The sequence below is a fragment of the Streptomyces sp. TG1A-60 genome (assembly GCF_037201975.1).
Classification (GTDB): Bacteria; Actinomycetota; Actinomycetes; order Streptomycetales; family Streptomycetaceae; genus Streptomyces.
The window spans coordinates 2058556-2085231 of sequence record NZ_CP147520.1 but is presented as its reverse complement, the minus strand read 5'-3'; the positions used below and the strand labels follow the sequence as shown (position 1 = coordinate 2085231).

Sequence of the window (26676 nt, the reverse complement as noted above, 5' to 3'; positions counted from 1 at the left end):
TCGAGCAGGGCCCGAATCGCTCATCGGACCCCGGGACAGCCCAGGGCCCCGGAACCGGCGCAGTGGATTCCGGGGCCCGGATCAGGGGCGGGGCGAACACGGGTGACCGCCACCGCTGGGTGTCAGACGCGGCGCAGGACCGCCACCACCTTGCCGAGGATGGTCGCGTCGTCACCCGGGATGGGCTCATAGGCGGCGTTGTGCGGCAGCAGCCAGACGTGGCCGTCCTCGCGCTTGAAACGCTTGACCGTGGCCTCGCCGTCCAGCATGGCGGCCACGATGTCGCCGTTCTCGGCGACGGGCTGGCGGCGGACCGTCACCCAGTCGCCGTCGCAGATCGCGGCTTCGATCATGGAATCACCGACGACCTTCAGGACGAAGAGCTCACCATCGCCGACCAGCTGGCGGGGAAGCGGGAACACGTCCTCGACGGACTCCTCGGCGAGGATCGGGCCACCGGCCGCGATCCGACCGACGAGTGGCACGTACGACGCGGCCGGCTTGCCCGCGGTGTCCGTCGGCTGTGCCGAGGACTGGTCGGAGCCGCGGACCTCGTACGCACGCGGGCGGTGCGGGTCACGGCGCAGGAAGCCCTTGCGCTCCAGTGCCATCAGCTGGTGTGCCACGGATGAGGTGCTGGACAGGCCGACCGCCTGGCCGATCTCCCGCATCGACGGCGGGTATCCACGCCGCTGTACCGAGTCCCTGATGACCTCGATGACCCGGCGCTGCCGGTCGGTGAGCCCGGAGCTGTCCGCCCTGATGCCTGGAGGTCGGCCGGGCAGGGCTCGCTTGGGCCCGTCATGGTTTGTGGCTTCGTTCATCGCATGCACCGGCTCGAGTCGGCTCTGGGAGCGGTCCTGGGCAGTGATGGTGGCACTGTCAGCGGTGGTGGTCACGTCGGCCCCTCTCGATGGTCTCCCGTGCAGCACAACGGTAGTTGCTTTCGAAAGGTTGCGCCAAACACACGTTCGAGTGAAAAACCGTGGATTGTCTGACGTGACCATGTGTCTGGGTGTAGGGGCTCGTGGGCCCGGCGGACAAAGGTGCTGATTGCTGTACTCTTCACCGCCGGGGCGAGGGTCTTGTGGGCCGCTGTCGCCGCATGGCCCAGTCTGCCACCCGGCGCCCCGGTATCCCGGTACCGCCCCCTTTCCCTGTGACGCGCCGGGCCCTGTTCCCGTCCGTTCCGCGACGGCGCGGCTGCGCTCCGCGACGGTGTTGCCGACCGGCGCGCCGATACGTGCGCGACACGCGCGTCGTGGGTGGATTTACCTGCCAGGCCCTACATCTAGTGCTTGGATTGCGACAACAGCCCAGAAGTTGTGGTCCCCCGGGTCCTCGGGCTCATGGTCATCCCCTATGCTTGGGGCTGCTTCCGCGGGGCCCGAGTGGTCCGTGGGGCTACTGAATCGTGCTGTGAGGAGGGTTGGAGTTATGCACTGTCCCTTCTGCCGGCACCCCGACAGCCGCGTCGTCGACAGTCGTACGACGGACGACGGCACGTCGATCCGCAGGCGCCGTCAGTGTCCGGACTGCTCCCGTCGTTTCACGACGGTGGAGACGTGCTCGCTGATGGTGGTCAAGAGGTCCGGCGTGACCGAACCCTTCAGTCGTACGAAGGTCATCAACGGTGTCCGCAAGGCATGCCAGGGACGGCCTGTCACCGAGGACGCGCTCGCCCAGCTCGGCCAACGGGTCGAGGAGGCGGTGCGCGCGACCGGAAGTGCCGAACTGACCACCCATGACGTGGGCCTGGCCATACTCGGCCCGCTACGGGAACTCGACCTCGTCGCCTACTTGCGGTTCGCCTCGGTCTACCAGGCGTTCGACTCGCTGGAGGACTTCGAGGCCGCCATCGCGGAACTCAGGGAAGAGCAGGGGAAGCGCCCCGACGCGAACGACGAGGACGTCGAGAGCGCGGTCGAGGAGCGCATGGGGAACGACCGCGGGTCCGGAGGGGCTGTCCAGGCCCCCGTGCCCGCCAGCGCCGCCGACTGACCGGCGGGCCGCGCCGCCGGACGAGCAGGCCCGGACGGGCAGCGGCGATTTCAGGCCTGCCGCGAGCGGCTGTGTCAGCCGGTTGCGGCACAAGACAGAAGACCGTGTCACGGGAACAAGCGTGGCACTTCAGGGCGTTTTCGCCCGTACAGGGAGGCGGCATGACAGAGACGGCGAGCGGTCCGGCACGGAGTTCCCGCGCCAAGGGCACCAAGGCGAGCAAGGGTCTGCGTATCGAGCGCATCCACACCACCCCCGGCGTGCACCCGTACGACGAGGTGGCCTGGGAGAGCCGTGACGTCGTCATGACGAACTGGCGCGACGGCTCGGTCAACTTCGAGCAGCGCGGCGTCGAGTTCCCCGACTTCTGGTCGGTGAACGCGGTCAACATCGTCACCAGCAAGTACTTCCGTGGTGCCGTCGGCACCCCGCAGCGTGAGGTGAGCCTGAAGCAGCTCATCGACCGCATCGTGAAGACGTACCGGAAGGCCGGTGAAGACCACAGGTACTTCGCCTCGCCCGCCGACGCCGAGATCTTCGAGCACGAACTGGCGTACGCCCTCCTGCATCAGATCTTCAGCTTCAACAGCCCCGTCTGGTTCAACGTGGGCACACCGCAGCCCCAGCAGGTCTCCGCCTGCTTCATCCTGGCCGTCGACGACTCCATGGAGTCGATCCTCGACTGGTACAAGGAAGAGGGCATGATCTTCAAGGGCGGCTCCGGCGCCGGCTTGAATCTCTCCCGCATCCGTTCGTCCAAGGAACTGCTCTCCTCCGGCGGCAACGCCTCCGGTCCGGTCTCCTTCATGCGCGGCGCCGACGCCTCCGCGGGAACGATCAAGTCGGGCGGTGCCACCCGCCGCGCCGCCAAGATGGTCGTCCTCGACGTGGACCACCCGGACGTCGAGGACTTCATCGCCACCAAGGTGAAGGAAGAGGAGAAGATCCGCGCCCTGCGTGACGCGGGCTTCGACATGGACCTGGGCGGCGACGACATCACGTCCGTCCAGTACCAGAACGCCAACAACAGCGTCCGCGTGAACGACGAGTTCATGACGGCCGTCGAGAACGGCACCGAGTTCGGCCTGCGCGCCCGCATGAGCGGCGAGATCATCGAGAAGGTCGACGCCAAGGCGCTGTTCCGCAAGCTCGCCGAGGCCGCGTGGGCCTGCGCCGACCCGGGCATCCAGTACGACGGTGTGATCAACAACTGGCACACCTGCCCCGAGTCCGGCCGCATCACCGCGTCCAACCCGTGCAGCGAGTACATGCACCTGGACAACACGTCCTGCAACCTCGCCTCGCTGAACCTGATGAAGTTCCTCAAGGACGACGGCTTGGGCAACCAGTCCTTCGAGGTCGAGCGCTTCGCCAAGGTCGTCGAGCTCGTCATCACCGCGATGGACATCTCCATCTGCTTCGCCGACTTCCCGACCCGGAAGATCGGCGAGAACACCCGTGCCTTCCGCCAGCTCGGCATCGGCTACGCCAACCTCGGCGCCCTGCTGATGGCGACCGGCCACGCCTACGACTCCGACGGTGGTCGCTCCCTCGCCGGCGCCATCACCTCCCTGATGACCGGCACGGCGTACAAGCGCTCCGCCGAGCTGGCCGCGGTCGTCGGCCCGTACGACGGCTACGCCCGCAACGCCGACGCCCACAACCGCGTGATGAAGCAGCACTCCGACGCCAACGGCACGGCCGTGCGCGTGGACGACCTGGACACCCCGGTCTGGGCCGCCGCCACCGAGGCCTGGCAGGACGTGCTCCGCGTCGGCGAGAAGAACGGCTTCCGCAACTCGCAGGCGTCCGTGCTCGCCCCGACCGGCACCATCGGTCTCGCCATGTCCTGCGACACCACCGGTGTCGAGCCCGACCTCGCGCTGGTCAAGTTCAAGAAGCTGGTCGGCGGCGGTTCGATGCAGATCGTCAACGGCACGGTCCCGCAGGCCCTGCGCCGCCTGGGCTACCAGGAGGAGCAGATCGAGGCGATCGTCGCCCACATCGCCGAGAACGGCAATGTGATCGACGCCCCGAGCCTCAAGCCGGAGCACTACGAGGTCTTCGACTGTGCCATGGGCGAGCGCGCCATCTCCCCGATGGGCCACGTCCGCATGATGGCCGCTATCCAGCCCTGGATCTCCGGCGCCATCTCCAAGACGGTCAACATGCCGGAGACGGCGACCGTCGAGGAGGTCGAGGAGATCTACTTCGAGGCCTGGAAGCTCGGTGTCAAGGCGCTCGCGATCTACCGCGACAACTGCAAGGTCGGCCAGCCGCTCTCCGCGAAGACCAAGGATTCGCAGCAGGCGGAGATCACCGAGAAGGCCGAGGAGACGATCCGGACCGCGGTCGAGAAGGTCGTCGAGTACCGCCCGGTCCGTAAGCGCCTGCCCAAGGGCCGTCCCGGCATCACGACCTCCTTCACGGTCGGTGGCGCCGAGGGCTACATGACGGCCAACTCCTACCCGGACGACGGTCTCGGCGAGGTCTTCCTGAAGATGTCGAAGCAGGGTTCGACCCTCGCGGGCATGATGGACGCCTTCTCCATCGCGGTCTCCGTCGGCCTCCAGTACGGCGTTCCGCTGGAGACGTACGTCTCGAAGTTCACCAATATGCGCTTCGAGCCGGCCGGCATGACGGACGATCCGGACGTGCGGATGGCGCAGTCGATTGTCGACTACATCTTCCGCCGTCTAGCGCTCGACTTCCTGCCCTTCGAGACACGGTCCGCGCTCGGCATCCACTCCGCCGAGGAGCGTCAGCGCCACCTGGAGACCGGCTCGTACGAGCCCACCGAGGAGGACGTCGACGTGGAGGGTCTGGCGCAGTCGGCCCCGAGGCACACGGACCTGAAGGCCGTCGCAACCCCGAAGGCCGGAGCCGAGGTGGCCGTGCCCGCCCCGAAGCAGGCCCACACCAGCGCCGAACTGGTGGAGATGCAGCTGGGCATCCACGCCGACGCCCCGCTGTGCTTCTCCTGCGGTACGAAGATGCAGCGGGCCGGCTCCTGCTACATCTGCGAGGGCTGCGGCTCGACGAGCGGATGCAGCTGATCTGAGCGCCTCCTGGGCGCGAATCAGCAGGTGAGGGCGGTGGAGCGAAGTCTCGCTCCACCGCCCTCGGCATATGTGTTTGGGCCGTCAGGACTGTGCGGGGCGGCCCATGGCGCGTGCGAAGGTCGCCGGGTCCTCGTCGTAGCCGCGGAGGCCCGGGTGGAAGGTCCACTCGCCGGTGTCGTCGCGGACGAACTCGGCGACGGCGGCGGCCGTGGAGCCGGGAACGCCACCGAAGTCGTCCTCCGCCAGGACGGTGTAGCCCTCTCGGATGCGCAGGGCGGGCTTCTGGACGTCGCCGAAGGTCTTCGGACCGGTGCCCTGCTGTATGGCGACACCGATCACGACCCGCCCGTACCGGCTGTCGAGGCGGTTCAGTTCGACCGTCATGACCTCGTCCCAGCCGAAGCCCTGCCCGGTCTTGCTGTCGCGGTTGAGGGTGATGGTGCCGTCGGGCGAGCGGCTGTCGAAGTGCACGACATAGGCGGGAGCGCCGCTCGGATCGGCCGCAGGGTAGGTCGCCGCGACGATGTCGAGATCCGCGGGCGGTTGGCCGGCGGGGCTCGGGTCCCACTTCACCGACACCTCGACCTTGCGGATGCCCTTGTTGAGGCCGTTCAACAGAACTCTCCTCCCCGTTCTCCTGTGCTTGCGGGTCGAACTGCCTGGTGGTCCAGGCCAGTTGCCCATCCTTGCATGTGCGCGGGCGCGTTCGCCCGGGTGCAACCGGCCGCAGGGTGACCGGCGCCACGCTCCGTGGCCTTACCATGGCGCGGTGCTGGTCAAGTGGATTCGCTGCACCGTGGTGGACCGCCGCGGTTTCGAACGGGGGCAGCGAAAGTGGGCGGGGCTTCTGGGGGAGCCGGGATTCCGTGGACAGGGTGGGGGCTGGAGCAGGGCACGGCCCGGAGTGGCGCACATCTTCTCCTTCTGGGAGAGCCGGGCTTTCTACGACTCCTTCATGGCGCGCTCCCACGACAGGCTCGCCGCCTCACAGTCGGGCACTCACAAGAACAAGCAGGTCAAGCTCTTCGATCATCGGTTCGACGTGAAGACCGGTTTCGAGCCGCGCTTCGCGGACGCCGATCTGGTGCGGGTGGCGCACTGTCGTGTCCACGAAGAGCGGGCCGAGCATTTCGCGCTGATGCAGGAGAAGGTCTGGAACCCCGCGATGGCCGGGTCCCCGGGCATGCTGCGAGGGCTGTTCGGCGAGGCGCCGGGCCATGAGTTCGTGATCCTTTCCATGTGGCAGTCGGCCGCCGAGCACGGCAAGTACCGCGTCGAGCGCGTCGAGCGCCTCGCCCTGCGGGCCCAGATCGAGGCCGACGTCGCCGCCCTCGCGGGCGACATCGTGGAGCTGGAACCGAGCTGGACAGTTTGAGATCCGAACTTTGGCTAGTTTGGATTCCCAACTCTGCCGGTCGGCGTGGTGGACGCATGTGATCTACGCCGTATGCCAGCCGGACGAGTGCTCGATCCGTCGCCGTCGCCTTTAGGGTCTTGGCATGGCACGACCACGGCGCATCATCCTTGTCCGGCACGGTGAGTCAACGGGCAATGTTGATGACACCGTGTACGAGCGCGAGCCCGACCACGCACTCGCGCTCACCGACCGCGGCTGGCGGCAGGCTGAGGAGACCGGCAAACGGATCCGTGACGTCCTCGGCCGCGAGCGTGTCAGCGTCTACGTCTCCCCGTACCGCCGCACCCACGAGACGTTCCAGGCGTTCCATCTGGACCCCGGACTGGTGCGCGTACGCGAGGAACCCCGACTGCGTGAGCAGGACTGGGGTAACTGGCAGGATCCCGAGGAGGTACGACTCCAGAAGGCCTATCGGGACGCGTACGGGCACTTTTTCTACCGCTTCGTGCAGGGCGAGTCCGGTGCCGACGTGTACGACCGGGTCGGCGGCTTCCTGGAGAGCCTCTTCCGCAGTTTCGAGGACCCCGACCATCCGCCGAACGTCCTGCTCGTCACCCATGGGCTCGCGATGAGGCTGTTCTGCATGCGCTGGTTCCACTGGACGGTCGCGGAGTTCGAGTCGCTGTCGAACCCGGGGAACGCGGAGATGCGGATGCTCGTTCTCGGGAAAGACGGCAAGTACACGATCGACCGGCCGTTCGACCGCTGGCGCGAGCCGGAATCGTACGGGGCCACCGGATAGAGTGGCCGGGCGATGACCGCTGACTTCTCTCCCGACGGCCGCCTGGAGCGTGCCCTGGCCAGCCTGCGCGGACTCGCGGTGGGGGACGCGCTGGGCTCGCAGTACTTCGTGCCCGTGAACCACCCGCTGCTCAAGCGCCATGAGACCCCGCCCGGCCCCTGGCAGTGGACCGACGACACCGAGATGGCCTGTTCCGTCGTGGCCGTCCTGGCGGCCCACCAACGGATCGACCAGGACGAACTCGCCCGCTCCTTCGCCCTGCACCACGACTTCGACCGGGGCTACGGCCCCGCCGTCAACCGCCTGCTGCGCCTGGTCCGCGAAGGCGGCGACTGGCGCGAGCTGGCCTCCGCGCTCTTCAACGGCCAGGGCTCCTGGGGCAACGGCGCCGCCATGCGAATCGCCCCACTGGGCGCATGGTACGCGGACGATCCCGAGCAGGCCTCCCACCAGGCGGAAATCTCGGCCTACCCCACGCACCAGCACCGTGAGGCCGTCGTCGGCGCCATGGCCGTCGCCGGGGCCGCCGCTCTCGTGGCCGACCCGGCCGGACCGCCGAGCGCCGGGGCACTGCTCGACGGCGTCATCGCGCTCGTCCCGAAGAGCGCCGTCGGTGCGGGACTGCGGCGCGCCCGGGACATGCTCGACTACGCCGACGCGGACACCGTCGCCGCCGTACTGGGCTGCGGACGGCGTACCACGGCGCACGACACCGTGCCGTTCGCTCTCTGGTCGGCGGCACGCGCCCTCGGCGACTACGAACAGGGCTTCTGGACGACGGCCCAGGTGGGCGGCGACGTCGACACGACCTGCGCCATCGTCGGGGGAGTGGTCGCCGCCGGGAAGGCCGGGGCGCCTCCGGAGGCATGGGTGGAGCAGACCGAGGCGCTGCCGGACTGGATGCACGTGGAGTAGCCCGCCGGAAGGCAAACACGCTTCCCGGGCTCCACCTGTCACAACCACCTCGACTGTCACGGGAGTGCCACAGTCGCGCTCCTCGGCCGTCGTGGGCGCTCTCCCGCGGCATAGCCTGTCCGCCACGCCGCTGTCGATCATGACGAGACGCGGCGACGAGATACCGGCCACGAGCCCTCTGGCGCAGCTGCGCGCGCTGCGTACGGCGGGCGGTGCGGGCCGGCCGGGGAGGGGGTCCCATGTCCGACACACCGTCAACACCAGCCGCGTCAGAGCCCGACGGCCAAGCGCCCAGGTCGCACGCTTCGACCGGCGATGGCCGTTCCGGGGCGCCGGCTCCCGCGGACGTCGTACCGGAACGCAAGGTCGGCGGGCCCGGACCGATATCGGGCGGGCTGCCTCTCGCACCACCCCGGTCGGCCGACTTCGTCCCTGACGAACCCGCGCCGATCCGTACCGCGACCCTGTGTGCCGCCCTTGCCACTGGCCTCCTCGGCATGCTGTTGCTGGGCGAGGCACTGGCCGTCAACATCCTCGTCGTCGCCGTGCCCGCCACACTCGCCGTGTACTTCGCCGGACGGCGAGCCGGTCGGCGCCCCCGCCCGTGGGCGCTCGTCTGGGGCGTCGGCGGGCTCGCCCTGCTGACCGTGCCGGCGTTGCGCGCCGCCGAGTGGCCCACATTCCTCGCCGTCGTCACCGCGCTCGCGGCGGGCTCGCTCGCACTGCACGGTGGCCGTACCTGGCCCGCCGTCCTGCTCGGCCCGATCGGTGTGTTCACCTCACTGGTCACCGGTCCGGTCTGGGCCTGGCAGGGTGTGCGCGAGCGGATGGGCGGCGACCGGGGCCGCCTGGGACCGCTGCTGCGGGCGTCGGTCGTTGCCGCGGTACTGCTCCTGGTCTTCGGGGCGCTGTTCGCCGGAGCCGACGCGGCCTTCGGGGACCTGCTCGGCGCGCTGGTCCCCGACATCTCCGTCTCCGACGGGCCCTGGCGGCTCCTGCTCTTCGCGGTGGGCCTGTTCGGGACCCTCGCGGCGGCCCGCACGGCCGCCGCGCCCGTCCTGTGGGACCGGGTCCGGGTGCCTGCGGGGCGCGCCCGCGGACGCGTCGAGTGGGCGCTCCCGCTGATCGGGCTCGTCGCGCTCTTCGCCGTCTTCAACGCCGTCCAGCTCGCCGTACTCTTCGGCGGCTATGACGCCGTCCTGAAGGAGACCGGCCAGACATACGCCCAGTACGCGCGCCAGGGCTTCGGGCAACTGCTCATGGTCACGCTGCTCACCCTGCTGGTCATCGTCGTCGCCCTGCGCTGGGCCCCGCGCGCTCGATCGAGTGACCGGACGCTGGTCCGGGGAGTGCTGGGAAGCCTGGGCGCGCTGGCGCTCGTTGTTGTGGCATCCGCTGTGCGACGTATGGACATGTATGTGGAGGCCTATGGGCTGACGCGGCTGAGGATCTCGGTGCTGTCCGTCGAGCTCTGGCTCGGCCTGGTCATCGTGCTCATCATGGCTGCCGGGGTGTGGGGCGCCCGCTGGCTCCCGCGTGCCGTCGCGGTCAGCGCGGTCGCCGGAGTGCTCGCGTTCGGTCTCGTGTCGCCGGACCGAGTGATCGCGGAGCGCAATGTCGAGCGGTACGAGACCACGGGCCGTTTCGACCTCGAATACGCGAAGGGGCTCTCCGCCGACGCCGCGCCCGCACTGGACCGGTTGAAGGAGCCCATGCGCTCGTGTGCGCTGTGGGACATCGACGCCGACCTGGAAGACCGCGACCACACGCCTTGGTATGCCACGAGCTGGGGAGAGGCCGAGGCCCGGCGCATCCTGGACGAGCGACCGGTGTCGCAGGGGGCGAGCGGGCCGGCATGCGGTGCGCTGGGGTCGGAGACGCTGTACCGCTGAGGAGTCATCGAGCGGTCGGGCCTGCGAGCAGCCGGGGCCGCCAGGCCGACGGTGCACGTGTCGCGGCCTGCCGACCCACAGTGGTACCCGACGAGACGACGGTGAACGCCGCGTTCCCGTGGACGGACGCCCCCTCGGCCCTCTGGGAGACGCGCGGCCGTCAGCCCCCGGCGGCCGTGCCGGCCGTGCCGGAGAGGGCGTCCAGGTCGCTCTTGCGGACCCTGATCACCAAGGTGGCGGTGACCAGGGCGAGTACGGCCATGGCGATGGCCGGGACGAACGCCGTCGAGATGCCGTGGGCCAGCACTTCGTGGCTCCAGGGGGCGGGCAGCTCCTGGGTCCTGGCGAATTCGGCCTTCTGCTCGGCCGTGGCCTGCGCCATGAAGAGCTGCACCTGTTTCTCCGCCTCGGCACGGCTGGCCGTGCCGAAGACCGTGGTGAGGATCGACAGGCCGAGGGCGCCGCCCACCTGCTGTGTGGTGTTGAGCAGGCCGGATGCCGCGCCCGCCTCGTGCGGGGCGACCCCGGAGACGGCGGTCAGAGTGAGCGTCACGAAGTTCAGGCCCATGCCGAAGCCGAACAGCAGCATCGGGCCGAGGACCCCGCCGACGTAGGAGCTGTCGGGGGTGATGAGGGTCTGCCAGGCCAGGCCGAGCGTGACGATCGTCGAGCCGACCACCATGAACGGCTTGGGCCCGAGCACCGGCAGGAACCGCTGGGACAGGCCGGCGCCCGTGATGATCGCGGCGGTCACCGGAAGGAAGGCCAGGCCGGCCTCGATCGGTGTGTACCGCAGCACGTTCTGCACGAACAGCACGATGAAGAAGAACATCCCGAACATCGCCGCGGCGAGACTCAGCATGATCACGTAGGTGCCCGAGCGGTTGCGGTCGGTGAACATCCTCAGCGGAGTGATGGGGTCCCCGGCCCGCCTCTCGACGAAGCCGAACGCCAGCAACAGGACCACCGCCGCCGCGAAGGAGCCGATGGTCAGGCCGTCGCGCCAGCCCTCCTCCGCCGCGCGGATGAAGCCGTAGACCAGCGAGGCCATGCCGGCCGTGGAGGTGAGCGCGCCCGCGATGTCGAACCGCCCCGGGTGACGCTCGGACTCACTGATGTACATCGGCGTGAGGAAGGCGATCAGCACACCGATGGGCACGTTGACGAAGAGCACCCACCGCCAGTCCAGCCACTCGGTGAGCATGCCGCCCGCGAGAAGACCGATGGCGCCGCCACCGGCGGAGACCGCGGCGAAGACGCCGAACGCCCGGTTGCGTGCGGGTCCTTCGGGGAACGTCGTGGTGATGAGCGCCAGCGAGGTGGGCGACGCGATCGCGCCACCGGCGCCCTGGAGAGCGCGGGCCGCCAGCAGTTGCCAGGGCTCCTGGGCGAGTCCGCCGAGCAGCGAGGCGAGCGTGAAGACGAGAATCCCGGTCATGAACACACGGCGGCGGCCGAGGATGTCGCCGGCCCGGCCGCCCAGGAGCAGCAGGCCGCCGAAGGTCAGCGTGTAGGCGCTGACCACCCATGTCAGGTCCGTGGTGCTGAACTTGAGGGCGTCTTGAATGTGCGGGAGCGCGATGTTCACAATCGTCGCGTCGAGTACCACCATGAGTTGGCAGGCCGCGATGACGGTGAGCGCGATGCCGGGGCTCCCCTCCCGGCGGGCGGCTCCCGGCTTCTGATCCTGGATCAACGGAGAGGTTGTCACTATGGGTCCCCCACAAGTGCCTTAGTGGACGCTCGCGTTCACTGTCGCGTCCACGGTAGTGAGTCCCCCTTAGTGAACGCAAGCGTTCACCGATGGCGCTGCCGTAGTGCGCTCCGCCCGTCCGCTTCCGCTTCTCGAACCCTCACCCCTCAGGCTCAACGGAGAAACACAGATGGTCACTTCGCGCTGGACGGCCGCTCCTGCCCGGACGGCCACCCCGCGTCGGCGTGGTGCCGTGCTGGAGCGTGCGATCCTTGATGCCGCGCTGGAACAGCTCAGTACGGTCGGCTGGAGCGGCCTCACCATGGAGGGTGTCGCCGCGGGCGCCCAGACCGGCAAGGCGGCCGTCTACCGCCGCTGGCCCTCCAAGGAGGACCTGGTCGCGGACGCCCTCCAGGCCGGACTGCCGCGCTTCGAGGAGGCGCCCGACCTGGGCGGCGTGCGTGAGGATCTGCTGGGGCTGTGCCGCCGGACGCGTGAGGCGATGTTCTCGCGCCCTGGGTCCGCATTGCGCTCAGTGATTCACGAATGCGACACCACTCAGGCCGAACGCTTCCATGGTGTGATCGTCGAAGGCGTCGTGGAGCCCACGGTCAAGCTGCTGCAGGAGGTTGTGGAGCGGGGAATTCGCCGGGGTGAGGTGCGGCCCGACGCGGCCAACGGCTATGTCTTCGACGCGATTCCGGCCATGATGATGTACCGCTCGAAGATGTGCGGGAGCGAATGGAGCGAGCGTGACCTTGAGGAGATGGTCGACCAGTTGATGATGCCGCTGCTGTGTCGGCGAGGGGGCTGATCGGGGTCCGCGGCCGGGCTGAGGCTTCCTCGGGAAGCCTGGGTGTCGCGCGGGGGCGGGGGCGGCGTAGGCTAAGGGCGCCATGCCGTACGAACCACCTACTCACACCGTCGAGCGCTCCCTGCGCGCCACGACCGGAGCGAAGATCATTGCCGGTGTCGACGAGGTGGGGCGCGGAGCGTGGGCCGGGCCCGTCACCGTCTGTGCGGCGGTCACCGGATTGCGCCGACCGCCCGAGGGGCTCACCGACTCCAAGCTCTTGACGATCAAGCGACGCGAGACGCTCGCCGAGGAACTGCTGAAGTGGGTGACGTCGTACGCCCTGGGTCACGCCTCTCCGGAGGAGATCGACGACCTGGGCATGACGGCCGCGCTGCGGCTGGCCGCCGTCCGGGCCTTGGAGGCGCTTCCGGTGCGACCCGACGCGGTCATTCTCGACGGCAAGCACGACTACCTCGGCTCGCCCTGGCGGGTGCGTACGGTGATCAAGGGCGACCGGTCCTGCATCGCCGTCGCGGCTGCCTCGGTGATCGCCAAGGTTCAGCGCGACAAAATGATGGCCGAACTGGGTATCGGCCATGCAGACTTCGGTTTCGCGGCCAACGCCGGGTATCCGTCGCCTGTCCACAAGGCCGCGCTGGCGGTACGGGGTCCCACCCCGTACCACCGGTTGTCGTGGGCGTATCTTGATGCGCTGCCCCAGTGGCGGCACCTCAAGAAGGCCCGCAACTGGGCGGACGGAAGCGTTCCGGAGATCGAGGGTCAACTCGGCTTCGACTTCTGACGGATTCGTTCGCACTCATGTGCCACCCGCCGACGCGCGTTGCATCGGCGTTTGATAAACATCAGCTCATGCCTCTCATTCCCGAGGAGCCTCAGATTCACGAGAGTGCCCAGGGCCCGCGTGCCACTCCGGCCAGCGGCCGGGTCGCGCCGACCCCCCGTCCCGTACCCGGTCCCCGTCCCGCGGCTCCGCCGCGGCCCGGTCGTCCGGGGCCTGCCCGGCCGGTGCCGGCCCAGCGCGCGGCGCATGCCGTGGCCAAGCCCGGACCGTCCGCTCCTACCGCCACCCCGCAGGTCCAGCTGATCCCGGCTTCCGCCGAGGGTGCGCTGGACGCCGCGGAGGAAGCCGTCGACCTGCTGCTGGAGTCGGGCCGTGCCCCCGGCGACGTGCTGGTGATCACCACCGGCGAGTCGCATCCGTGGGCAGCCCACGAACTCTCCTTCGGCGAGACCGCCTACTGGGCGCAGCACGACGCCGGCGACGACGTCTTCTACGCCGATGCCTCGGCCGCCGACCGGGCCGGGCCACGTCCCGTGGTCGTGGTCGCCGTCAACGGCGGAACCGACGCCGACACCGCGCAGGCGCTGCCCAAGGCCCTCGGCCGGGCACGGGCCCTGCTGATCGTGTGCGGCGACCCGCAGACGATCAACTCGGTGCTCGGCGCCGGAGTCTGAGCGACTGCGGACCTTGCCCCGGTCCGCCCGTCAGGGCTCACCGGGGAGCCGTGCGCGCCCGGGAACGATCAGGGCGCCACTACGGCCACACCCCGCGACGGGGCGCTTCGGCGTGCCCGCGGGGTGTTTCGGCGCGTCCGGAGACGTGGATGTCGAAGGCCCGTGGCGCGTCCGGTGTCTTCGAACCGGGATGCCGGAGTGCCGGGGCCGACTTCGGTCCTGGGGTGGACCGGGTTCGCCGGGGCCGGGGTGGATCTGGACATGGCTGTGTATCGACGTCAGGGCAGGGCCTCAGTGCCCTGCGGGTGAGGGTGCGGGTGCGGAGGGTCCCAGTCGCAGTTGTCTCGCGAGCCGGTGTCAGGGGCCGGTGTCAGCGGGCTGCCGCCCGGCGCAGTACGTCTGACGCGACGCCGCCGGTGCGTGGCATCGGCGGCGGTGCCACGGCCGTGGCGAAGGGCTCGGCCGGTGAGTCCGCGTGGGGGCGGCGTCCGCCGCGGCCTTCGCCGAGAACCTGCCAGCCGTCACGTGTCAGCGTGATGTACGCCCCACAGCGCAAACCGTGCAGTGTGCAGGCGTCCCGCAGCCCCCACATCCACGCTCCGTCCTCCTCCGTCCAACGCGCGTCGCCGTCACGGCAGTAGAGCAGCACGGCAGTACGCACCGGAGTGCGTCGTCGCAGATCGTGCGGGATGATCCGGCGCAGTTGGGCGAGGAGAGCGTTGCGGAACATCCAGCCGTCGGCCGGGGCCGGGCGCCGGATGAACGAGGCGCTCGCCCTCAACCGCTCGTCCGGGTCCAGGACGGCGATGACCGCCGTCGCGGGCCGGGGCCGATGCCGCGCGTGCAGCCCGCTGACGACCTCCCGGGGATTGCGCAGCAGCGGAATCCCGGCGGCGGCCCATTCCGCGGGCTCGAGCATCCGGTTGGCGGAAGCGGCGGACAGGTCGGCAGACGTCGACACGGAGGCCGCCGAGGACGGAGCGAATCCGAAGGTCACGATCCTCCCTTCGGCTACGCGCCCACACTGGGGGCGGGGGTCGGACTGGGGGAGCGCACGCCGCAGCAGAAGCCCTGCCGATTCACGAGTAGGCCGTGCGGGGAGCGGACTCCAATTCTTCCTGGCGAACTTGGTTGCGGCAACGAGCAATTGGGACCACTGGCGGTTTTGTGGTGATCCATCGCTTATATCCCTGCGCACAGGACGCGTCGGCAGCGCCCAGGAGGCACCAAGCTCACGCGCGGTTGACGGTCGGTCAGGCGCGCACGGCGAGAACGAGCGGCAACACCCCCTGCGCGCCCGCGCGCCGCAGCACGCGTGCGGCGACCGCGAGTGTCCAGCCGGTCTCGGTGGCGTCGTCGACGAGGAGCACGGGCCCGCCCGCCTCCTCGAGGGCGACGGCCAGCTCGGGCGGTACGGTCAGCGCCCCGTCGAGCGCCTTGAGTCGTTGTGCGCTGTTGCTACGGGTGACCTGGGAAACCGGGCCGGTGTACGCCACCGAGCCCAGCAGGGGCAGGTGGCCGATCTCGGCGATCCGCGCGCCCAGCGAACCGATCAGCTGCGGCCGGGAACGGGACGCCATCGTGACGACACCCGCCGGGCGGGGCCGGGCGTCGGCCTGCCCGGAGGCCCAGCCTCCGGGCCCCTTCGCCCAGTCGGCCAGCACAGCCACCACGGCCTTCGCCACATCGTCCGGAACCGGCCCGTCCGGGGCCTGCGGGGCGAGCATCGGCCGCAGCCGGTTGCCCCAGCCGATGTCCGACAGTCGCCCCAGCGCCCGGCCCGGAGCGGCCTGTTCACCGGCCGGAATGCGTCCCTTCAGATTCACCCCGACCGTCGGCAGCCCCGTCGGCCACATCTTGCGGGGTTCGACCTCGACGCCCGCACGCCCCAGCTCACCACGCGCCGCGTCCAGCGCCGCAGGGGAGACGGCGTCCGCGAACCTGGGCTTGGTGCAGGTGTCGCACCGCCCGCACGGGGCGGCCTCGTCGTCGTCCAACTGCCGTCGCAGGAACTCCATGCGGCAACCCGGCGTCGCGACATAGTCGCGCATGGCCTGCTGCTCGGCGGCGCGCTGCTTGGCGACCCAGGCGTAGCGCTCGGTGTCGTACGTCCAGGGCGAGCCGGTGGAGACCCAGCCGCCCCGGACGCGCCGCACCGCACCGTCCACGTCGAGGACTTTCAGCATGGTCTCCAGCCGGGAGCGGCGCAGCTCAACCAGTGGTTCCAGGGCAGGCAGGGACAACGGCCGCTCCGCGCGCGCGAGGACGTCGAGCGTGCGCCGCACCTGCTCCTCGGGAGGGAAAGCGACCGAGGCGAAGTACTCCCAGATCGCCTGGTCCTCCTTGCCGGGCAGGAGCAGCACCTCGGCGTGCTCGACACCACGGCCCGCGCGCCCCACCTGCTGGTAGTAGGCGATGGGGGAGGAGGGCGAGCCCAGGTGCACCACGAAGCCCAGGTCGGGTTTGTCGAAGCCCATGCCCAGCGCGGAGGTGGCGACCAGGGCCTTGACCCGGTTGGCGAGCAGGTCCTCCTCGGCCTGCTGCCGATCCGCGTTCTCCGTCTTCCCGGTGTACGACGTCACGGTGTGCCCGCACTGGCGCAGGAACGCGGTGACCTCTTCGGCGGCGGCCACCGTGAGCGTGTAGACGATGCCGGAGCCCGGCAGCTCGTCCAGGTGGTCGGCGAGCCAGGCCATCCGGTGAGCGGCGTCCGGCAGTTCGAGCACTCCGAGGCTCAGGGTCTCGCGGTCCAGTGGTCCGCGCAGGACCAGGGCGTCCGTGCCGCCGCCGGTGCCCAGTTGCTCGGCCACGTCGGCCGTCACACGCGCATTGGCCGTCGCGGTGGTGGCGAGCACCGGGACCCCGGGCGGGAGGTCGGCCAGCATCGTGCGCAGTCGGCGGTAGTCGGGGCGGAAGTCGTGGCCCCAGTCGGAGACGCAGTGAGCCTCGTCGACCACGAGCAGGCCGGTCGCGGCCGCCAGCTCGGGCAGCACCTGGTCGCGGAAGTCCGGGTTGTTGAGTCGCTCCGGGCTACGGCACTGGGAGGGCATTCAAATTCCAGGCGGATGTGGAGCCCTGACCTGCGTAAATGTGCTGTTCGGGGGTGGTCGTGGCGGGAGGGTCGGTTTCGGCCGTCCTCGATCGGCGTGTGCCTGTGGACCGTTTGTGAGCGGTTGGTGACACGGGGTGGAGTCGTCGATTGTCGGTGCTATCGGGTTGCATGGGGGTATGGACACCCTGGAACTGCGCGCTGAAGCCGATGCCGTCCTCGTTGAGCTGGTCGGCGCCCCTGCGGGGTCTGCGCGGTTGCGGGAGGATCAGTGGCAGGCGGTGGCGGCCCTGGTCGAGGAGCGTCGTCGGGCGTTGGTGGTGCAGCGCACTGGGTGGGGGAAGTCGGCAGTGTATTTCGTGGCCACTGCTTTGCTGCGGCGGCGTGGGGCTGGCCCGACGGTGATTATTTCGCCGCTGTTGGCGTTGATGCGTAACCAGGTCGAGGCGGCGGCGCGTGCGGGGATTCAGGCGCGCACGATCAACTCGGCTAATCCGGAGGAGTGGGAGGCGATCTACGGGGAGGTGGAGCGCGGGGAGACCGACGTTCTCCTGGTGAGCCCGGAGCGTCTCAATTCTGTGGACTTTCGTGATCAGGTGCTGCCGAAGCTTGCGGCGACGACCGGGCTTTTGGTGGTCGATGAGGCGCACTGCATTTCCGACTGGGGTCACGATTTCCGGCCTGACTACCGGCGGCTGCGCACCATGCTGGCGGAGCTTCCGACGGGGGTGCCGGTGCTTGCCACGACAGCCACGGCGAACGCTCGGGTGACGGCGGATGTGGCGGAGCAATTGGGTACCGGCGGTAAGGATGCCTTGGTGTTGCGGGGGCCGCTGGACCGGGAAAGTCTTCGCCTTGGGGTGCTGGAGCTGCCGAATGCGGCGCACCGGCTTGCGTGGCTGGGGGAGCGGCTGGGGGATCTGCAGGGTTCGGGGATCATTTACACGCTGACGGTGGCGGCGGCTGAAGAGGTCGCGGCGTTCCTGCGGCAGCGTGGATATCCGGTGGCTTCCTATACGGGGAAGACGGAGAACGCGGACCGGTTGCAGGCGGAGGAGGATCTGCTGGCGAACCGGGTCAAGGCGCTGGTTGCCACGTCCGCGCTGGGAATGGGTTTTGACAAGCCGGACCTCGGATTTGTGGTGCACCTGGGTTCGCCCTCGTCTCCGATTGCTTATTACCAGCAGGTGGGGCGTGCGGGGCGTGGTGTGGATCATGCGGATGTTTTGCTGCTGCCGGGGCGGGAGGATGAGGCGATCTGGGCGTATTTCGCTTCGGTGGGTTTCCCGTCCGAGGAGCAGGTGCGGCGCACTCTGGATGTGCTTGAGAACGCGGGGCGTCCGTTGTCGCTGCCGGCGCTGGAGCCGTTGGTGGATCTTCGGCGTTCGCGTCTGGAGTCGATGCTGAAGGTCTTGGACGTGGACGGGGCGGTCAAGCGTGTGAGGGGCGGCTGGACTGCCACAGGGCAGCCGTGGGCGTATGACGCGGAGCGGTACGCCTGGGTTGCGAAGCAGCGGGCCGCGGAGCAGCAGGCCATGCGGGACTACGTGGCGACCACCAGCTGCCGCATGGAGTTCCTGCAGCGGCAGCTCGATGACGAGAAGGCGGTTCCGTGCGGTCGATGTGACAACTGTGCCGGCCCCTGGCTCGATCCCGCCGTGTCGTCCGGGGCTCTCGCGGCGGCGACGGGGGAGCTGGACCGGCCGGGCGTCGAGGTCGAGCCCCGCAAGATGTGGCCGACCGGCCTCGCAGCCGTCGGCATGGACCTTAAGGGCCGCATCCCTGCGGGTCAACAGGCGGTGACCGGGCGGGCGCTGGGGAGGCTGTCGGACATCGGCTGGGGCAACCGCCTGCGCCCACTCCTGTCGGCGCAGGTAACAGACGGGCCGGTGCCGGACGACGTGCTGAACGCTGTGGTGACGGTGCTGGCGGACTGGGCCCGTTCACCGGGCGGCTGGGCCAGCGGTACTCCTGACGCGGTGGCCCGGCCCGTCGGCGTCGTCGCCATGCCCTCCCGCACACGCCCTCAGCTGGTCGGCTCCCTGGCCGAGGGAGTGGCCAGGGTCGGCCGGCTCCCGCTCCTGGGCAGCCTGGTCTACACCCCGCACGCCGACGAGCACACCGCGCACCGCAGCAATTCGGCCCAGCGGCTGCGCGCGCTCGCAGACTCGTTCACCGTTCCCGACGGACTCGCCGCCGCCTTGGCCGCCACTCCTGGCCCGGTTCTGCTCGTCGATGACTACACCGATTCCGGCTGGACCCTCGCGGTGGGCGCACGCCTCCTGCGCCAAGCCGGAGCCGACCAAGTGCTCCCGCTCGTCCTGGCGCTCGCCGGATAGCCGCTATGTGGACTCTCGAAGATTGCTGCTGCGGAGGGCCGGGCTTCGACCTTGGCCTCCACACTCGCGATGAAGCGGACCTACGAGAGGTTGAGCCCTTCCCGGGGCATTCGGGTGTGACCATCCAGCTTGGTGTGGCTGGCGGAACACCTCCGCGTACGCGGAGCGAACCCGGGCGTGTACGTCGAGGACGACATGCACGGCAGAACATCTCCGCGCACGCGGAGCGTACTTCCAGATGTAGTTGCCGTCGCCGTCCTTCAGCGGAACATCTCCGCGCACGCGGAGTGGACCGACTGATCTTTGACGCCAAGTCAGGTCGGAGCGGAGCATCTCCGCATACGCGGAGCGGATCCTGAGTGGTCCACGGCGACGAACTCGGGGTCCGGAGTATCTCCGCGTACGCGGAGCGGACGCGATGCCGCCGCCCAGCGTGGACTTGCCGTTGGGAGCATCTCCGCCACGCGGAGTGGGCTGGGCAACTATGTACCAGGCGCACCCGTCCGTCGGAACATTTCCGCGTACGCGGAGCGGACTGGCGGGTGATCGGCACCCAGTGCACGACCGTCGAAACATCTCCATCGACTCGGAGCGGACCCGCCTCTGGCCCCCGGCGGCCTGTTCTTCGTCGGAGCATCTCCGCGTACGCGGAGTAGACATGACCTTGGACGGCGAGGCGATGCCCAGCGCCGGAACATCTCCGCGTACGCGGAGCAGACAGGATGCACACGCCGCCGCACGTGCCGGACTCCAGAACATCTCCGCGTACGCGGAGCGGACGTCCTGGACCGGTTCCTGGGACGGGTGGTCATCGGAGCATCTCCGCGTACACGGAGCGGGCTTGGCCAGTGGATTAACTGAAGTGCCGTAGAGCGGAGCGTTTCCGCATACGCGGAGCAGGCTCGGCGGCGTAGCGTAAGTGCCGGCCTTCCGACGGAGCATCCCGCGTACGCGGAGCGGACTGCAGGCCCTTCTTCGCCAGGGAGTAGACGCACGCAGCATCTCCGCGTACGCGGAGCAACCGTATTGGTGGAACCTGATGGACGGTAGGCAAGGGAGCACCTCCGCGTATGCGGGCCGAACATCAGGACGAGCATCGCGACAGGAATCACCATCGGAACATCTCCGCGTAGGCGGAGCGAACCTGAACTGGTACCGCGTGCGGCTGCCGTTCATCGGGACATCTGCGCGTACGCGCAGCGAAGCTGGCCTTCGTGGCGCTGCAGTCAGTTCGCCGGAACACCTCCGCGCACGCGGAGCCAACGAGGAGATCCTCTGGCTGCGCTACCCGCACCCTGGACCACCTCCGCGTATGCGGAGCGGACAGCGCGTGCCCGTACGATCGCTGCACCCACGGCGGGATATCTTCGCGTACACGCCTACGGCAGCCGTGAGCAGCACAAGCATGGAAGATCTCCGGGTACGCGGAGCAGACGCCCTTCAGGCCATGGCGGACGACACCAAGATCGGAACATCTCCGCGTACGCGGAGCAGGCGCGGCCCCATGCGCACGGACGGCCGTGTCGTACGGAACATCTCCGCCTATGCGTAGCGAACTTGAACCGCTATCGCGTACAACTGCCGTTCATCGGGACATCTCCGCGTACGTGCAACGAACCCGGCCTTAATAGCGCGCTACCGGTAGAACGCTGGGATATCTCCGCCACGCGGAGCGGACAGCCGGTTGCCCGACTGGCGGAGCTTCGCGTCCGGAGCATCTCCGCGTACGCGAAGCGGAAGTCGACCTGTTCCTGCCATACGTCGGGGATCTCGGAGCATCTCCGCGTGCGCGGAGCAGACCAGCCTATCCGCGAGGCCCTAGATGTGTACGACGGAACATCTCCGCGTACGCGGAGCAGACATGATGACCTGACCGACTCCGCCGCCGGCGGTTGAAACATCTCCATGTACTCGGAGCGGACCCGCCCGCTGTTCCCGGCTGCCTGTTCTTCGTCGGAGCATCTCCGCGTACGCGAAGCGGACGGCCTCCACAGGAGGTCCTACACCTCCTCCGGCGGAGCATCTCCGCGTGCACGGGCAGACGCCACCCCGCTCAATCCCGGGGTTTTCGACAGCTGAGCATCTCCGCATACGCGGAGCAGACCCAGGACCCGTGTGCTGAACTTTTGTCCAGTACGGAACATCTCCGCGTACGCGGAGCAGATATCTGGTTCGGATCGAAGTCGGCCGCACCCCATGGAGTATCTCCGCACACGCGGAGCGAACCATGAGTTCGCGGAGGGGATCGTCACTGCCTGTGGAGCACCTCCGCCTGCGCGGAGCCAACGAGGAGATCCTCTGGCTGCGCTATCCGCACCCTGGAACACCTCCGCGTATGCGGAGCGAAGGGCGGCGTCCAACCGATGTAGGTCGCGCACCACGAAACATATCCGCGTACGCGGAGCGGACTCCAGCTGCGATATGTCCAGTTAGAGATGTCGACCGGAGCATCTCCGCGTACGCGGAGCAGACGACGGCACCGGCCGTCACGGGCACGTCGTAAACGGAGCACTCCGCGTACGCGGAGCGGATTTGCTCGGCACGCAGTCGAAGGCCCCTGGGCAACGGGGCATCTCCGCGTACGCGGAGCGAATGCGGCCAGCAGGCTACGACGCCTCGGGGGTCCGGAGAACCTCCGCGTTCGCGGAGCGGATCCGGAGTAGTCCACGGTGACGAACTCGGGGTCTGGAGTATCTCCGCGTATGCGGAGCGGATTAGCCGTAGGCGCAGTAGACCAGGCACATCCGCGGCGCATCTCCGCGTACGCGGAGCGGACTGCGCCTTGAGGTGCCGGGCTGCTTACGGGTCGGAGCAATTCCGCGTACGCGGAGCGGACTACGGGATCACCGGCTCGACGTCGGAGCGCTGCGGCGCATCTCCGCGTACGCGGAGCGGACGTCAAGACGTGCACTTCAGGCATGGCGACCACCGGAGCATCTCCGTGCACGCGGAGCGTACGCCTTGGTGCGCGCGATGATGGCGTCGTCGAGCGGAGCATCTCCGCGAATGCGGAGCGGACAGGAGGATGGCCGCGATGCCGCCACCCATCCACGGAACATTTCCGCGTGCGCGGAGGAGACGAAAGAATCGCATTCCAGACCGCCCGGGAGGTCGGAACATCTCCGCGTACTTGGACCGGACTTTGGTACCTGACCTCCCACGCGGGGGTCATCGGAACACCTCCACGTATGCGGAGCGGACAGCCGGGCCCGGTCCTCTGGAGTGGCACCGAACGAAGCATCTCCGCGTATGCGGAGCGAAGGGCGGCGTCCAACCGATGTAGGTCGCGCCCCATGGAGCATCTCCGCGTACGCGAAGCGGACGCCAAGGTCGGCTGTGTTCCCAGCCTTCAGCGGAGCATCTCCCGAGCGCGGAGCAAACTTGCGGGCAATGCAGACGACGGCCATGCGGTGCGGAGCATCTCCGCACGCGCGGAGCGAACGCGGTCGCCCTGTTCGGTACCAAGGCCGAGGACGGAGCATCTCCGCGTACGCGGAGCGAACACCCGGGGCCGCATACTGCCGTACCCGGACCACGGAGCATCTCCGCGTAGGCGGAGCGGTCCCGGACCGTTTGGTGGGCGGAGCAATCCCGGGTACGCGGAGCGGACAGGAGCTGGCCGGTCGCGACCTCTAAGGCGATTGGAGTAGCTCCGCGTACGCGGAGCAGACGAGATAAAGGGAACCGTTCCTGGGGAGCACCCGGAACACCTCTGCGTACGCGGAGCGAACGAGGACATGCTCTGGCTGCGCCGCCAGCACCCTGGACCACCTCCGCGTATGCGGAGCGGACAGCACGTGCCAGTACGATCGCTGCTCCCACAGCGGGATATCTCCGCGTACGCGGAGCGAACTGCGGCGTTCAACCGATGTAGGTAGCACCCCACGAGACATATCCGCGTACGCGGAGCGAAGCCGGCGGTGATCGTCTTCGACAACCTCATGGACGGAACACCTCCGCGTATGCGGATCGGACGGATGGGACGAGCTTCCCTTAGCGATCATCATGGGAGTATCTCCGTCTACACGGAGCGGGACTCGGGACGGCCCATTGACGCACGCGGATGGCTGGGATCATCTCCGCGTACGCGGAGCGGACTTCGGGCGGGCGGGGAGCGCCTTCGAGAGGGCCGGAGCATCTCCGCGTACGCGAAGCGGAACCTGTGGCAGGTCGTGTGGGTGATCGCCCCGATAGGAGCATCTCCGCGTGCGCGGAGCAGACGCCACCCCGCTCAACCCCGAGGTCTTCGACAACGGAACATCTCCGCGTACGCGGAGCAGACGAGATGGCCTGACCGATGCCGCCGCCGGCCGTTGGAGTATCTCCGTGCACTCGGAGCGGACTTGCGGGTGATCGGCACCCAGTGCACGACCGTCGAAACATCTCCGCGTACGCGGAGCGGACCCCCGGTGGCCGCGGCCCATCTTGGCCTTGAACGGAACAATGGAGCGGACTTCTGATATCTGACCTCTCACGTTGGGGTCATCGGAACACCTCCGCATGTGCGGAGCGGACAGCGACTACCCGGCCGTCGGCACGCAGTCGAAGGCCCCTGGGCAACGGAGCATCTCCGCCTACGCGGAGCGGACACCAGGTGGTAGGTCTGGCCCTCGATCATCGCCGGAACATCTCCGCGTGCGCGGAGCGGACCTGGCCGTTGCCGCGTATCTGGTGATCTTCGGCGGAACATCTCCGCGACCGCGAAGCGAACCAGCACGTGGCCATCCGCGCCATGATCTACGACGGAGCACCTCCGCGTACTCGGGCAGCAAGGCCACGACGGCGCGGGGGTTCGGAACACCTCCGCGTTCGCGGAGCGAACTCCCCGGCCCTGGAGTACGTCCAGGAGACCATCGGAACATCTCCGCCTGGCGGAGTGAAAGTGCGCGCCACGCCTGTCAGGTTCCGGAACATCTCCGCGTACGCGGAGAGGACGGCTAGAGCCGCACGGGCATCACCTGGGGTCACGGAGCATCTCCGCATACGCGAAGCGGATCTGGACTTCGGGAACAGGTCACGGATCTGCCACGGAACATCTCCGCGTACGCGGAGCCGACCCCCGCAGCGCAGCAGTCATCTCGTTGATGTACGGAACATCTCCGCCATGCGGAGCGGAAGAGGGCTTTCCGTCGCTGGAGGAAGCACGCGCCGGAGCATCTCCGCGTAGGCGGAGCGGGCGTCTCCGCATCCTGGAAGAGGTGGCCGCGGGTCGGAGCATCTCCGCGTACGCGGAGCGGACTCTGGAACTGGCGGGAAGGTCCACGGATCCGACGGAGCACCTCCGCGTACGCGGAGCGGACTCGGCCTGCTCGGTGAGCGGGCGTTCGAGGTACGAAACATATCCGCGTACGCGGAGCGAACCTGAACTGCTACCGCGTGCGGCTGCCGTTCATCGGGCCATCTGCGCGTACGCGCAGCGAACCTGGCCTTCGTGGCGCGCTGCCGTCAGTTCGCCGGAACACCTCCGCCCACGCGGAGCAAACGTCCAGGGAGGGGACGACTCGGACGCCTGGTACGGAACATCTCCGCGTACGCGGAGCGAGACCGGCGGTGATCGTCTTCGACAACCTCATGGAGGAACACCTCGGCGTATGCGGATCGGACGGATGGGACGAGCTTCCCGTAGGCACCATGATGGGAGTATCTCCGTCTACACGGAGCGACACTCGGGACGGCCCATTGACGCACGCGGATGGCTGGGATCATCTCCGCATGCGCGGAGCGAACTTCGGGCTCCCGTTCCCACACCACTGGTACGCCGGAGCATCTCCGCGTACGCGGAGCGGATCCCGAGTAGTCCACGGCGACGAACTCGGGGTCCGGAGTATCTCCGCGTACGCAGAGCGGACACGGCCGCGATGCGGCGCTTCCGGCCCTCTTCCGGAGTGTCTCCGCGTACGCAGAGCGGACGACAAGGCCATCACCCGCCTCACCTCCACAGACGGAGCACCTCCACGTACGCGGAGCTGACAACAACTCCGTCATGAGAACCGCGGAGCATCACCGCGTGCGCGGGAGCGGACGACATCTGGAGCGCCTCGTCCGGGTAGGTCGCCGGAGCATCTCCGCGTACGCGGAGCGGACCACAACGCCCAGGTCGACGGTAACGGCATCAACGGAGCATCTCCGCCGACGCGGAGCGGACGTGCTGTCGAACACCGCGGTGATGTCGACCCAAGGAGCATCTCCGCCTACGCGGAGCGGACGGCATCTACTCCACCGCCGGCGCCGTCACCGGCATCTCCGCGTACGCGGAGCGGACTTGCACGAGCCTGGATGTTGCGCTGGTTGGTCGGAGTATCTCCGCGTAGGCGGAGCGGGCAACAGAGGGTGCGGGAAGGTAAGGACGTCGCCCGGAGTATCTCTGCGTGCGCGGAGCGGACATCAAGCGCGACGGCGAGTGGATCCCCAGCGCCGGAGCATCTCCGCATACGCGGAGCGGACACGGTACGGCACAGCACTGACAGCGGCGTCTACGGAGCATCTCCGCGTGCGCGGCGCGGATCCGGAGTAGTCCACGGCAACGAATTCGGGGTCCGGAACATCTCCGCTTGCGCCGAGCGGACGAGGCGCCGCGGGCGCGGTCGCCGATGTTCGCCGAAGCATCTCAGCGTGCGCGGAGCAGACCAGCCTATCCGCGAGGCCCTAGACGTGTACGACGGAACATCTCCGCATGCGCGGAGCGGGACCGACTGCCGCCGTGGACCAGTCATCCGGTCCGGAATATCTCCGCGAACACAGAGCGGATGTCGGCCGTGCCTGCTCGGTGATCTCAACGGCCTGGGCATCTCCGCGCACGCGGAGCGAACCACGCGTTCGCGGAGGGCATCGTCACTACCTTTGGAGCACCTCCGCCTACGCGGAGCGAACATCAGGACGATCATCTCGACGGGCATCACCATCGAAGCATCTCCGCGACCGCGAAGCGAACCAGCACGTGCCATCCGCGCCATGGTCTACGACGGAGTACCTCCGCGTACGCAGGCAGCAAGGCCACGACGGCGCGGGGGTCCGGAACATCTCCGCATTCGCGGAGCGAGCTCCCCGGCCCCGGAGTACGTCCAGGAGACCATCGGAACATCTCCGCCTGGCGGAGCGAAAGTGCGCGCTACGCCCGTCAGGTTCTCCGGAATATCTCCGCGTCTACGGAGCGGACGCCTCTCGCCGGGGCATCGCCCATAGAGCACGCGGAGCATCTCCGCGTACGCGGAGCGGAAGCCGCCACCTTCGACGACCCGAACGCCATATACGGAGCATCTCCGCTACTCGGAGCGGACTTGTCTGCACAGGGGCG

General features: G+C 68.8%; 15 protein-coding genes and 1 pseudogene. 11 read left to right on the top strand and 5 right to left on the bottom strand.

The window, feature by feature from the left end:
• Window positions 1–122: 122 nt before the first annotated feature.
• The gene (lexA, locus tag WBG99_RS08400) at window positions 123–899 is read right to left on the bottom strand and encodes a transcriptional repressor LexA (RefSeq protein ID WP_046914589.1); all 777 of its coding nucleotides are present in this window, start codon (window positions 897–899) and stop codon (window positions 123–125) included.
• A gap of 538 nt (window positions 900–1437) precedes the next feature.
• On the opposite strand from lexA, the gene nrdR reads away from it, so the two are divergent.
• Together nrdR and WBG99_RS08390 are read left to right on the top strand one after the other, a co-directional pair.
• Window positions 1438–2001, top strand: coding sequence for a transcriptional regulator NrdR (gene nrdR, locus WBG99_RS08395; RefSeq protein ID WP_338895731.1), 564 nt, complete (start codon window positions 1438–1440; stop codon window positions 1999–2001).
• 161 nt (window positions 2002–2162) lie between these two features.
• A complete protein-coding gene (locus WBG99_RS08390; RefSeq protein ID WP_338895730.1) occupies window positions 2163–5057 on the top strand; it encodes a vitamin B12-dependent ribonucleotide reductase in 2895 nt (964 codons plus the stop codon).
• An 87-nt stretch (window positions 5058–5144) separates the two neighbouring features.
• Here the strand turns inward: WBG99_RS08390 and WBG99_RS08385 are convergent, their stop codons facing one another.
• Window positions 5145–5678, bottom strand: a complete 534-nt coding sequence (locus tag WBG99_RS08385; RefSeq protein ID WP_338895729.1) for a TerD family protein — start codon at window positions 5676–5678, stop codon at window positions 5145–5147.
• Window positions 5679–5832: 154 nt separating this feature from the next.
• On the opposite strand from WBG99_RS08385, the gene WBG99_RS08380 reads away from it, so the two are divergent.
• The 4 genes from WBG99_RS08380 to WBG99_RS08365 all read left to right on the top strand — a co-directional run bounded on the left by WBG99_RS08380 (window position 5833) and on the right by WBG99_RS08365 (window position 10029).
• Window positions 5833–6438 (top strand): YdbC family protein, encoded by a 606-nt coding sequence (locus WBG99_RS08380; RefSeq protein ID WP_338895728.1) that lies wholly within the window; start codon window positions 5833–5835, stop codon window positions 6436–6438.
• Window positions 6439–6562: 124 nt separating this feature from the next.
• Complete coding sequence (locus WBG99_RS08375) at window positions 6563–7222, top strand: histidine phosphatase family protein (protein WP_338895727.1); 660 nt, start codon at window positions 6563–6565, stop codon at window positions 7220–7222.
• Window positions 7223–7234: 12 nt separating this feature from the next.
• Window positions 7235–8137: an ADP-ribosylglycohydrolase family protein gene (locus WBG99_RS08370; RefSeq protein ID WP_338895726.1), complete on the top strand. Its 903-nt coding sequence runs from the start codon at window positions 7235–7237 to the stop codon at window positions 8135–8137.
• A 395-nt stretch (window positions 8138–8532) separates the two neighbouring features.
• On the top strand, window positions 8533–10029 hold the full coding sequence (locus WBG99_RS08365) for a DUF4173 domain-containing protein (RefSeq protein WP_338900262.1): 1497 nt from the start codon (window positions 8533–8535) through the stop codon (window positions 10027–10029).
• Between the two features lie 160 nt (window positions 10030–10189).
• Here WBG99_RS08365 and WBG99_RS08360 read toward each other — a convergent pair whose 3' ends face one another.
• A complete protein-coding gene (locus WBG99_RS08360; protein ID WP_338895725.1) occupies window positions 10190–11740 on the bottom strand; it encodes an MFS transporter in 1551 nt (516 codons plus the stop codon).
• 172 nt (window positions 11741–11912) lie between these two features.
• On the opposite strand from WBG99_RS08360, the gene WBG99_RS08355 reads away from it, so the two are divergent.
• The 3 genes from WBG99_RS08355 (at window position 11913) to WBG99_RS08345 (ending at window position 13994) form a co-directional block, all read left to right on the top strand.
• Window positions 11913–12536, top strand: a complete 624-nt coding sequence (locus WBG99_RS08355; RefSeq protein WP_338895724.1) for a TetR/AcrR family transcriptional regulator — start codon at window positions 11913–11915, stop codon at window positions 12534–12536.
• 82 nt (window positions 12537–12618) lie between these two features.
• Complete coding sequence (locus tag WBG99_RS08350; protein WP_338895723.1) at window positions 12619–13320, top strand: ribonuclease HII; 702 nt, start codon at window positions 12619–12621, stop codon at window positions 13318–13320.
• Between the two features lie 68 nt (window positions 13321–13388).
• Window positions 13389–13994 (top strand): hypothetical protein, encoded by a 606-nt coding sequence (locus tag WBG99_RS08345; RefSeq protein WP_338895722.1) that lies wholly within the window; start codon window positions 13389–13391, stop codon window positions 13992–13994.
• Between the two features lie 370 nt (window positions 13995–14364).
• Here WBG99_RS08345 and WBG99_RS08340 read toward each other — a convergent pair whose 3' ends face one another.
• Together WBG99_RS08340 and WBG99_RS08335 are read right to left on the bottom strand one after the other, a co-directional pair.
• Window positions 14365–14991, bottom strand: coding sequence for a hypothetical protein (locus WBG99_RS08340; protein ID WP_338895721.1), 627 nt, complete (start codon window positions 14989–14991; stop codon window positions 14365–14367).
• Window positions 14992–15247: 256 nt separating this feature from the next.
• Window positions 15248–17026, bottom strand: a pseudogene (locus tag WBG99_RS08335) (helicase-related protein); the annotation flags it as partial.
• 196 nt (window positions 17027–17222) lie between these two features.
• On the opposite strand from WBG99_RS08335, the gene WBG99_RS08330 reads away from it, so the two are divergent.
• The gene (locus WBG99_RS08330; protein WP_338895720.1) at window positions 17223–19382 is read left to right on the top strand and encodes a RecQ family ATP-dependent DNA helicase; all 2160 of its coding nucleotides are present in this window, start codon (window positions 17223–17225) and stop codon (window positions 19380–19382) included.
• A 1405-nt stretch (window positions 19383–20787) separates the two neighbouring features.
• Complete coding sequence (locus tag WBG99_RS08325; protein WP_338895719.1) at window positions 20788–20934, top strand: hypothetical protein; 147 nt, start codon at window positions 20788–20790, stop codon at window positions 20932–20934.
• The last annotated feature ends 5742 nt before the right edge of the window (window positions 20935–26676 follow it).

Excerpts from the sequence above, each read along its gene's own strand:
- nrdR (WP_338895731.1), top strand. The coding sequence starts at position 1,438 with ATGCACTGTCCCTTCTGCCGGCACCCCGACAGCCGCGTCGTCGACAGT.
- WBG99_RS08345 (WP_338895722.1), top strand. The coding sequence starts at position 13,389 with ATGCCTCTCATTCCCGAGGAGCCTCAGATTCACGAGAGTGCCCAGGGC.
- WBG99_RS08330 (WP_338895720.1), top strand. The coding sequence starts at position 17,223 with ATGGACACCCTGGAACTGCGCGCTGAAGCCGATGCCGTCCTCGTTGAG.
- WBG99_RS08375 (WP_338895727.1), top strand. The coding sequence starts at position 6,563 with ATGGCACGACCACGGCGCATCATCCTTGTCCGGCACGGTGAGTCAACG.
- WBG99_RS08390 (WP_338895730.1), top strand. The coding sequence starts at position 2,163 with ATGACAGAGACGGCGAGCGGTCCGGCACGGAGTTCCCGCGCCAAGGGC.
- WBG99_RS08325 (WP_338895719.1), top strand. The coding sequence starts at position 20,788 with ATGGAAGATCTCCGGGTACGCGGAGCAGACGCCCTTCAGGCCATGGCG.
- WBG99_RS08370 (WP_338895726.1), top strand. The coding sequence starts at position 7,235 with ATGACCGCTGACTTCTCTCCCGACGGCCGCCTGGAGCGTGCCCTGGCC.
- WBG99_RS08350 (WP_338895723.1), top strand. The coding sequence starts at position 12,619 with ATGCCGTACGAACCACCTACTCACACCGTCGAGCGCTCCCTGCGCGCC.
- WBG99_RS08355 (WP_338895724.1), top strand. The coding sequence starts at position 11,913 with ATGGTCACTTCGCGCTGGACGGCCGCTCCTGCCCGGACGGCCACCCCG.